Origin of the sequence: Massilia phyllosphaerae (assembly GCF_034659755.1) — a bacterium.
Classification (GTDB): Bacteria; Pseudomonadota; Gammaproteobacteria; order Burkholderiales; family Burkholderiaceae_D; genus Telluria; species Telluria phyllosphaerae.
This window is the reverse complement of sequence record NZ_JAXSQX010000007.1, coordinates 334,655-343,773: the sequence shown is the minus strand read 5'-3', so window position 1 is coordinate 343,773 and position 9,119 is coordinate 334,655. Positions and strand designations below refer to the sequence as shown.

The window sequence follows — 9,119 nt, the reverse complement described above, 5'->3', positions numbered from 1 at the left end:
CTCGTTCGAGGCCCCACTACAGGAGAAGCACGATGGCGAGGAGTATGTGGAAAGGTGCGATCAGCTTCGGGCTGGTTCACATCCCGGTCGAGATGTACCCGGCGGTCACGGACCATGGTCTTGATCTCAACATGCTCGACCGGCGCGACTTCGCGCCGATCGGCTTCAAGCGCTACAACAAGAACACCGGCAAGGAAGTCTCCTGGGACGACATCATCAAGGGCTACGAGTACAGCGACGGCGAATATGTCGTGCTGTCGGACGAAGACCTGCGCCGCGCCAACCCGGAGGCGACCCAGACCATCGACATCCTCGCCTTCGTGAATGCCGACCAGGTGCCGCTGCTGTACTACGAGCAGCCCTACTACCTCGCCCCCGGCAAGGGCGGCGACAAGGTCTACGCGCTGCTGCGCGAGACCCTGCGCGAGGTCGGCAAGATCGGCATCGCCAACGTCGTCATCCGCGTCAAGCAGCACCTGGCGGCGCTGGTGTGCGTGGGCGACACCATCGTCCTGAACACGCTGCGCTATCCGGACGAGATCCGCCCCACCGACGAGCTGAAGATCCCCGACGCGGATTCCAAGGCGGCCCAGGTGACGGAAAAGGAACTGCAGATGGCCAAGGCGCTCGTCGAAGGCATGAGCGAGAAGTGGAAGCCGCAGCAGTATCACGACACCTACCGCGAAGACATCATGGCGCTGATCAAGAACAAGATCGCCGCCAACCAGACCAAGACCATCACCGAGCCGGAACCGGAAGAAGACAAGCCGGCCAAGAGCAACGTCATCGATCTGGTCGCGCTGCTGCAGGCCAGCCTCGGCAAGAAGCCGGCCAAGGCGGCGGCCGACGATGACGACGATGATGACGATCCGCCGCCGCGCAAGTCGCGCAAGCCGTCCGACGATGACGACGACGCCGGCGATGCACCGCCGCCGCGGGCACGCAAGGCACCCGCGCGCAGCACGGCGCACGCCACCGCGGCCAAGCGCACGGCCGCAACTAAAAGCGCGACCAAGGCTGCGGCCAAGCCGGCTGCAAAGCCTGCCGCAAAGCGCGCTACCGCCGCCAAGTCGGCTGCAGCGAAACCGGCTGCGGAAAAGGCGCCGGCCCGGCGCAGGAAGGCGGCCTGAGTGGATTGGGACAGCTTAGTCAATTTTCTGCAGTGGCCGGCGATGGTGATCACGCTGTGCGCCGCCTTCCTGGTCGGCGCGCGGCGCGCCAACCGGCGCATCCTCGGGTTCTATACCTTTATCCTCAGTAACGCCTTGTGGATCGTGTGGGGCGTGCACGACGGGGCCTGGGCGCTGATTGCGCTGCAGGCAGGCCTGCTGGCGATGAATGTGCGGGGGATTTTCAGGAACGAAAACGCGGCTTGAGTGCTCGACGTGCCTCCAGACGTCGCCCCCGCGCAGGCGGGGACCCAAGTTCCTGACCAAATTCGGCAACAGCCAAACCATCGCGGTGCTATCGAAGCCGAAACGACACAGTGTAAACTCGGGTCCCCGCCTTCGCGGGGAGTCGTTTAGGGCAATGCCCGGAACGACGGGTTTTCAGCATTTACTTCTTCGGCGGCGTGTACCCCAGCGTCTTCATCGCCTTGGTTAAGGTCGTCGCACTCTTCTCATAATCCACCCACGGCGCATTTCCCACCGCCAGCCGCGACTCGACCGTCTTCACCGTCCAGTGCGCCCCCGAAGTCAGCTCGGGCAACTCGTCCCAGCGCACCGGCACCGAAATGCCGAGCCCCGGCCGCACCCGCGCCGACCAGGCCGACACCGTGGTCGCGCCGCGGCCATTACGCAGGTAGTCGATGAAGATGCGGCCGACGCGGTTCTTGGCGCCGCTCTTGCCCGCAAAGCGATCCGGCAGCGTCTTGGTCAGGTGATTGACGATCGCGTGCGCGAAATCCTTGACTGTGTCCCAGTCCAGCTTGGGCTTGATCGGCACCACCACGTGCAGGCCCTTGCCGCCGCTGGTCTTGAGGAAGGGGTTCAGGCCCAGCTCCTGCAGGAAGGCGCGCACTACCTGGGTGCCCTCCTGCACCTGCGCCCACTCGACACCCTCGCCCGGGTCGAGGTCGAACACGATGCGGTCCGGCGTGTCGTAATGATCGGCGGTGGCGTTCTGGCTGTGGATCTCGACCATGTTCCACTGTGCGCTCGAGAGCAGGCCTTCGAGCGTGGCGATCCGGGTCATGCTCGGGTGTTCGGGGTCGAGCTTTTGGTCCATCTGGACCACGCCCGGCATCTTGCGGGTGTCGGTCACGTGCTTCTGGAAGAACAGCTCGCCGCCCACGCCTTCCGGCGCGCGCACCAGCGAGACCGGGCGCCCTTCCAGGTGCGCCATCATCAGCTGGCCGACCAGCGCGTAATAGCGCACCAGGTCCAGCTTGGTGGTGCCGCTGTCGGCGTCCATCACGCGCTCGCCGTGGGTGACCTTGAAGCTCGTCGGTAATCCCTCGGGCAGTGCCGGTGCCGGCGCGGCTTTCGATGACTTGGCGCGGCTGGCCTTCTTCGGCTTGGATTGCGCGTCAGGTGCCGCCTCGTCCGCCGGCTGCTTTGTTGCGCTCATGGATTCTGCCTCCTGTACATGCTTGGCCTGCTCGCGCACCACACTGCGCGCCGGCTTGTCCTTGCGCAGCCCCTGGAATACCGGATGGCGGATCGCATCGGCGAGGGTCCACTCCGAAAAGCTCACTTCGGCCACCAGTTCCGGCTTGACCCAATGACTCTTGCGGCCCGGCACGGCGCGTGGCGGGAACGGATTTTCGTCGGTGCCGATAGATTCCAGCACTTCGCGCAAGTGGCGCAGCGAGGCGCCATTGAAGCCGCTGCCGACGTGGCCGGCGTAGCGCAGCGTGCCGCTCTCGTCGTAGTAACCCAACAGCAGCGAGCCGATGCCGGTGCGCGAGCCTTTCGGGTCGGTGTAGCCGCCGATGACGAATTCCTGGCGCATCCCGCATTTCAGCTTGATCCATTCCGGCGAGCGGCGCGTGACATAGCGCGAATCGCGGCGCTTGCCGATCACGCCCTCCAGGCCCACTTGGCAGGCGGCGACCACCAGTTGCGCCGGGTCGTCGCCGAATTCGGCCGAGAAGCGCACCATCTCGGATGGCTTCCTGGCCAGCGCTTCTTCGAGCAGCGGCCGGCGCTCGTCCAGGCGCACGTTGCGGATGTCGTGACCCTTGAAGTAAGGCGCGTCGAAAACGAAGTAAATGATTTGCGCCTTGTTGCTGCCGTCGAAGGCCAGCTGCAGCAGGTTGAAATTCGGCTTGCCGTTCTCGTCGTGGACAACGATCTCGCCGTCGTACCAGCCGTCCGGCAGCTTCATCCGGGCGATTTCCTTCTGCAGCGGCTTCAGCTTGTCGGTCCAGTCGTTGCCGTTGCGGGTGATCAGGCGGACGTCCTTGCCCTCGATACGGGTCAGCATGCGGTAGCCGTCGAACTTGATCTCGTAGATCCATTCCTCGGGCTGCGTGGGCGGACCGTCGACCAGGGTGGCCAGCTCGGGGCTCAGGGTTTCAGGCAGGTCGGCTTTCACGGCGCCGTCGGGCAGCGCGCCTTTTTTCGATGTCGCAGTCTTCGCACTTTTCTTCGGCCTAGCGCCTTTGGCGGGCTGAGCGCCCTCTTCTTCGGCTTTCAGCTCGGCGACCTTGGCGCGCGCCGCGGTGGCTTCGCCGGGACCGGCCGGCATCGGCAAGTCCTTGACGCTGTCCGGGAACGCGTCGATCACCGAGAATTCGCTGGCCGGGCGCGCATACTCGTCGTTTTCCTTGATCAGCAGCCAGGGTTCCTGCTTGTCGTCGCCGCGGCCCTTCATGCGCACCAGTACCCAGCGCCCGCGCATCTTGTGGCCGTGGATCTCGAACTTGACCTCGCCCTTGGCGAAGCCCTGGCGCGGGTCGCCGATCGGCTCCCAGGTGCCCTTGTCCCAGATGATCACCTTGCCGGCGCCGTACTGGTGCGGCGGGATCGTGCCTTCGAAGTCGGCATACGAGATCGGGTGATCCTCGACGTGGACCGCCATGCGCTTGTCGTGGGTGTCGTAGCTGGGCCCCTTGGGGACGGCCCAGCTCTTCATGGTGCCGTCGAGTTCGAGGCGGAAGTCGTAGTGCAGGCGCGTGGCCCAGTGCTTCTGGATCACGAAGGTCAGCGCGCCGGTGCTGGCTTCGCCGCCTTCCGCGGGTTCGGCGGTGATCGTGAAATCGCGTTTCGATTTGTACAGCTTGAGTGCGTCGGGCATGGCATCACCTGGTCGGGCTCATGATGACCGAGTGTACGGCGCGGGCGCGGGCGGGACTGTACGTCAGTTAACTGTGGCTGCGCATGAACGTCGCCCCTGCGAAGGCCGGGGCGACGGTTCGGGCTAACGGTGCAATGAAAGGCCGTTACTTGCGCTCCCCCGCACTCGCATCGCGCGCCGCCCTGAACTCGGACGCCTTGCCCCAGTTCGGCCAGCCCTTCGATTCCGCCAGGTCGCGCCCCAGCGAGTACAGCATCTCCAGGTCGCGCTGCATGCCGTCGAAGGTCCATTCGGCCTGCCACTCGTCGGACGGCTGGTGGTAATTGTTGGCCACGTACTTCTCTTCGGCCGCCTTGCCGGCAGCACGCCCTCCCTGGACCCAGGTCTCGCCGGAGCCGAAGGAAATCGCCGGCACGCCGCGCTTGGCGAACGGGAAGTGGTCGGAGCGGAAGAAGTGGCCGGCTTCCGGTGTCGGGTCCGGAGCGTAGCTCACTTTATAGGTCTTGGCCTTGGCGATCAGCTGGTCCAGCAGGTCGACCTTGGCGTTGCCCGAGATCGTGAAGTCGCGCGTCGGGCCGTAGGGGCTGAGCGCATCCATGTTGATCACGCCCACGGTCTTGGCCAGCGGGTAGACCGGGTTCGAGGCATAGTATTCGGAACCGAGCAGGCCCTTCTCTTCCGCGGTCACGGCCAGGAACACCACGCTGCGCTTCGGCGCCGGGGCGTTGCCGTAGACGCGCCCCAGTTCCAGCAGCGCGGCGATGCCGGTGGCGTTGTCGACCGCGCCGTTGTAGATCTTGTCGCCCTTCGCATCCGGCAGGCCGATGCCGAGATGGTCCCAGTGGCCGCTGTAGATCACGTACTCGCCCGGACGCTCGCTGCCTTCGCGCAGCGCCACCACGTTCTTCGAGGTGATCACCTGGGCGTCGACGCCGTACTTGCCGGACAGGGTGACGCCCTTCAGCTCGACCGGCTTGAAGGCGCGGCCCTGGGCCTGCTTCTTGAGCTTGTCGAAATCGAGGCCGGCGCGCGAAAACAGCGTTTTGGCCAGGTCGCGCTGGATCCAGGCTTCCACCGGCGCGTGCGCCTGGGTCGGATCCTTGCGCACGATGTCGTACATGACGTTGGTGTTCGAATTCTTGACCGTGTTCCAGCCGTAGGACGCCGGCGCGGTCTCGTGGACGATCAGCGTGCCGAGCGCACCGCGCTTGGCCAGTTCTTCGTACTTGTAGGTCCAGCGGCCGTAATAAGTCATGGCCTTGCCGCCGAATTCACCCTTGCCGGTCTCGAAGTCGGGGTCGTTGATCAGCACCACCGCCAGCTTGCCCTTCAGGTCGACGCCCTTGAAATCGTCCCACTTGCGCTCCGGCGCGGACACGCCGTAGCCGACGAACACCAGCGGCGCATCCTTGAATTCGACGCCCTTGGCGCCGTTCATGGCGGCGCGCACGGCGATTTCCTCGCCCTGGGTCAGGTTCCGCACCCCTTTGCCGTCGCTGAAACTGAGCGTCACCGGCCCCTTGATCTCGAAGCGGCCGAGCGGCACGTCCTGGGTCCAGCCGCGCTTGCCGTCCTTGAGGTCACCCCCGGGTTGCAGGCCTGCCTGAATGAACTGCTCGGTGATGTAGGCAACGGTCTTGGTTTCGCCCGCGCTGTTCGGTGCGCGGCCCTCGTATTCGTCCGAGGACAGTACCTTGACGTCATGCGACAGGTGGCTGGCTTCGATGCCCACCGGCGCTGCCGCGTTGACTGTAGCGGAGGCGGTAGCGGCGCCGGCGAAGGCGGCAAGGACCAGCAAGGCAAGCTTTGTTTTTCTCACGGCGATCTCTTCGGTAAAAAATATTTCGCCTGAGTATGGTTAAAAATATTTCTGCTGTCAAATAGTCAACGTGCATGAAAACTCCTCTATATTGAGCGGGCCTGTCCATCACTCCGACAAGAGGTTTTGTGAAATCCATCCGCCCCGCCCTCGCCTTCGCGCTTCCCTTCACCTTCGCCTTCACACTGGCCCCTGCGTTTGCCCAGGACGCGGCATCCGCCGGCGACCCGGTCGCCAGCCTGGTCGGCCAGCTCGACCTGCAGCGCTACAAGGCCACGATCAAGGAACTGACCCGCTTCGGCGACCGCCAGCAAGGTACCGAGCGCAATCGCAAGGCGATCGACTGGATCGAAGCCCAGCTGAAATCCTACGGCTGCGCCACCGAGCGCATCCACTACGAATACAAACCGGTGCCGCGGTCCCGTCCCGCGCCCACCGGCGGCGGCCGCGCCGGCCCGTCCGGCCAGGGCGGCAGCACCCTGTTCGGCACGCGCGGGCCGATCGGCGTCAACACCGATCCCCAACTGCAGCCCGACGCCCGCCTGCGCGCGCTCAACGCCGAGCAGCCCGACCCCAAGGGCGGGCCGCGCGAGGAAGTGGTGTGCACCAAGGTCGGCACCAGCCGTCCCGACGAGATGTACATCGTCGCCGCCCACATGGATGGCCTCGGCTTCGGCGAAGGCGCCAATGACGACGGTTCCGGTACGGCGCTGGTGATGGAGCTGACGCGCATCCTGAACGCGCCCGGCGTCAGTACCGAACGCACGATCCGCTTCGCGCTGTGGAACAACGAGGAAACCGGGCTGAACGGCGCCAGCGCCTACGTCGAGCAGCGCAAGGGCTTGCAGGGCATCGAATCGCCGAAGGGCTCGGGGCGGTATCCGGAACCGCGCTGGCTGGGCATGATCCAGCACGACATGATGATGTTCGACCACGGCATGCCGCTGCCGAAGCTGGACGCCGCCGGCAAGCCGGTGCTCGACGCCAAGGGCCAGCCGCTGGCGGTGCCGGCAGCGACGCAGCGGCGCGAAGCCGACGTCAACATCGAGTTCCAGGCGACGGCGAAGCAGGCCGAGGGTGCGCAAAAGCTGGCCTGGCACTTCCGCGCCGCCAACGAAAAATACGCATCGCACTATCCGGCCGCGGTCGGCCAGCACATGACGAATACCGACTCGACACCGTTCATGGACCTGGTGCCCTCGATTTCGCTGCGCGAGAACGAGCGCGGCATGCAGATCGGCGCCGGCTGGAATCCGCACTGGCACCAGCCCACCGACCTGTTCGCGAACTACACCGACGAGGACTTCCTGCTCGGACTGAATGCGGCGCAGACGACGCTGGCGGCGCTGGCGCAGCTGGCCGGTGCGAAGGTGGACGCCAAGGTGGGCGCTGCGGCGAAATAATTTTCAGGTGCTCAGTTGTAAGTGTGTGTAATCGTGTCAACCGGCCTTGCAGCAGCTGCGTTTCTTGACCAGCAGCACGGGAATCGTCCCACTACTTCAACAATACCTGAAGGATACATCGCCATGAGCAAGATCGTCGCTACCCTGATCGCAGGCCTGTTCGCTACCTCGGCCTTCGCCGCCCAGTCGACCGCCACGGCGCCGACGACGACGCAAGCCACCAAAGCCGACGTCAAGGCCGACAAGGATGTCGCCAAGGCCGAAGCCAAGGAAGCCAAGAAGGCCGCCAAAGCCGATGCCAAGGTAGAGAAGAAAGCCGCCGAAGCCAAGGCCGACGTCGCCGCTGAAAAAGCCGACGCCGCCAAGACCAAGGCCAAAGCCCACAAGAAGGCCGAAAAGGCCAAAGCCGATGCTGCTGCCGACAAGACCGCAGCGCACGCAGACCAGAAAGCCGACATGGCAGCAAGCAAATAAGCCCAGCGGCTCAAGCCTCTCCATCTTCGAAAAGACAGGGTTCGCCCTGTCTTTTTTTCGTCCGGCCGTTTCACTTTACAATGGCGGTTCCATGTTCCGGGATCCGCCCATGCATCGTATTGCTCATCGTATCGTCTTCCTCGACCGCGACAGCCTGCTGGCCAACGTTCGCCGCCCTGCCTTCGAGCACGACTGGCAGGACCACGCCGCCACCGCGCCGCACGACGTCGTCGCGCGCCTGCGTGGCGCCACCATCGCCATCACCAACAAGGTCCCGCTGCGCGCGCCCGAGCTGGCCCAGCTGCCCGACCTGAAGATGATCGCGGTGGCCGCCACCGGCACCGACAACGTCGACCTGGCTGCCTGCCGCGAGCGCGGCATCGTGGTGGCGAACATCCGCGATTACTCGGTGGTCTCGGTGCCGGAACACTGCTTCGCGCTGATGCTGGCGGTACGCCGCAACCTGCGCGCCTATGCGGCCGACGTCGAAGCCGGCAAATGGGAACGCTCGACGCGCTTCTGCCTGCTGGACCATCCGATCGGCGACCTGGCCGGCAGCCGCCTCGGCATCGTCGGCTACGGCGCGCTGGGCCGGCGGGTGGCGCAGATCGGACGCGCGTTCGGGATGGAGATCGCGGTGGCGTCGCGTTCGCCGGTCACGGATGGCGACGTGATGGCGCTGTCATTGGACGAATTGCTGGCGACCTCCGACGTGGTCAGCCTGCACCTGCCGCTGAACGAACAGACCCGCAACATGATCGGCGCACGCGAGCTGGCGTCGATGAAGAAGAGCAGCATCCTGATCAACACCGCGCGCGGCGGGCTGGTCGACGAGGCGGCGCTGGCCGAGGCGGTCTCGAACGGCGTGATTGCCGGTGCCGGCTTCGACGTGCTGAGCAAGGAGCCCCCTGTGCCCGAGAATCCGCTGCTGAAGCTGCGCCTGCCGAACTTCGTGCTGACGCCGCACGTGGCGTGGGCCTCGGGCGGGGCGATGCAGACGCTGGCGGACATGCTGGTCGATAATATCGAAGCCTGGGTGGCGGGGGCCCCGAAGAACGTGGTTGCTTGATGTCCCGGCAAGCAAGCGACTGCAAGGAACGCTTGATGGATGTCTGCTCGTCGCTCGTGGCGGATGCGCATTCTGCGAAGGCGATTTAGCCATCCTGGATGGGCTCACCCCC

At 65.2% G+C, this 9,119-nt stretch carries 7 protein-coding genes and 1 pseudogene; 6 read left to right on the top strand and 2 right to left on the bottom strand.

All coding sequences use genetic code 11. From position 1 onward, the window contains the following. Nucleotides 1–32 precede the first annotated feature (32 nt). Together ku and U1H99_RS25060 are read left to right on the top strand one after the other, a co-directional pair. The gene (gene ku, locus U1H99_RS25065) at nt 33–1,130 is read left to right on the top strand and encodes a non-homologous end joining protein Ku (RefSeq protein WP_323141239.1); all 1,098 of its coding nucleotides are present in this window, start codon (nt 33–35) and stop codon (nt 1,128–1,130) included. Further along, nucleotides 1,131–1,376: a hypothetical protein gene (locus tag U1H99_RS25060; protein WP_323141238.1), complete on the top strand. Its 246-nt coding sequence runs from the start codon at nt 1,131–1,133 to the stop codon at nt 1,374–1,376. A 181-nt stretch (nt 1,377–1,557) separates the two neighbouring features. Here the strand turns inward: U1H99_RS25060 and ligD are convergent, their stop codons facing one another. Both ligD and U1H99_RS25050 read right to left on the bottom strand, forming a co-directional pair. Continuing rightward, a complete protein-coding gene (gene ligD / locus U1H99_RS25055; protein ID WP_323141237.1) occupies nt 1,558–4,242 on the bottom strand; it encodes a DNA ligase D in 2,685 nt (894 codons plus the stop codon). Nucleotides 4,243–4,387: 145 nt separating this feature from the next. After that, entirely contained in the window at nt 4,388–6,061 is a 1,674-nt protein-coding gene (locus U1H99_RS25050) for a M28 family metallopeptidase (RefSeq protein WP_323141236.1), read from the bottom strand. A 410-nt stretch (nt 6,062–6,471) separates the two neighbouring features. Between U1H99_RS25050 and U1H99_RS30210 the strand changes: the two are divergent. From U1H99_RS30210 to U1H99_RS25035, 4 genes and pseudogenes are all read left to right on the top strand, one after another. Then, a pseudogene (locus U1H99_RS30210) lies at nt 6,472–6,603 on the top strand (peptidase M28); the annotation flags it as partial. 54 nt (nt 6,604–6,657) lie between these two features. Continuing rightward, a complete protein-coding gene (locus tag U1H99_RS30205; protein ID WP_375341602.1) occupies nt 6,658–7,464 on the top strand; it encodes a M28 family metallopeptidase in 807 nt (268 codons plus the stop codon). A gap of 123 nt (nt 7,465–7,587) precedes the next feature. Further along, nucleotides 7,588–7,938, top strand: a complete 351-nt coding sequence (locus tag U1H99_RS25040; RefSeq protein WP_323141234.1) for a hypothetical protein — start codon at nt 7,588–7,590, stop codon at nt 7,936–7,938. A 109-nt stretch (nt 7,939–8,047) separates the two neighbouring features. After that, on the top strand, nt 8,048–9,007 hold the full coding sequence (locus U1H99_RS25035; protein WP_323141233.1) for a D-2-hydroxyacid dehydrogenase: 960 nt from the start codon (nt 8,048–8,050) through the stop codon (nt 9,005–9,007). Nucleotides 9,008–9,119 lie beyond the last annotated feature (112 nt).

Bases quoted from the DNA above. Each gene is read 5' to 3' on its own strand.
- ku (WP_323141239.1), top strand. From the start codon at position 33: ATGGCGAGGAGTATGTGGAAAGGTGCGATCAGCTTCGGGCTGGTTCAC.
- ligD (WP_323141237.1), bottom strand. From the start codon at position 4,242: ATGCCCGACGCACTCAAGCTGTACAAATCGAAACGCGATTTCACGATC.
- U1H99_RS25040 (WP_323141234.1), top strand. From the start codon at position 7,588: ATGAGCAAGATCGTCGCTACCCTGATCGCAGGCCTGTTCGCTACCTCG.
- U1H99_RS25035 (WP_323141233.1), top strand. From the start codon at position 8,048: ATGCATCGTATTGCTCATCGTATCGTCTTCCTCGACCGCGACAGCCTG.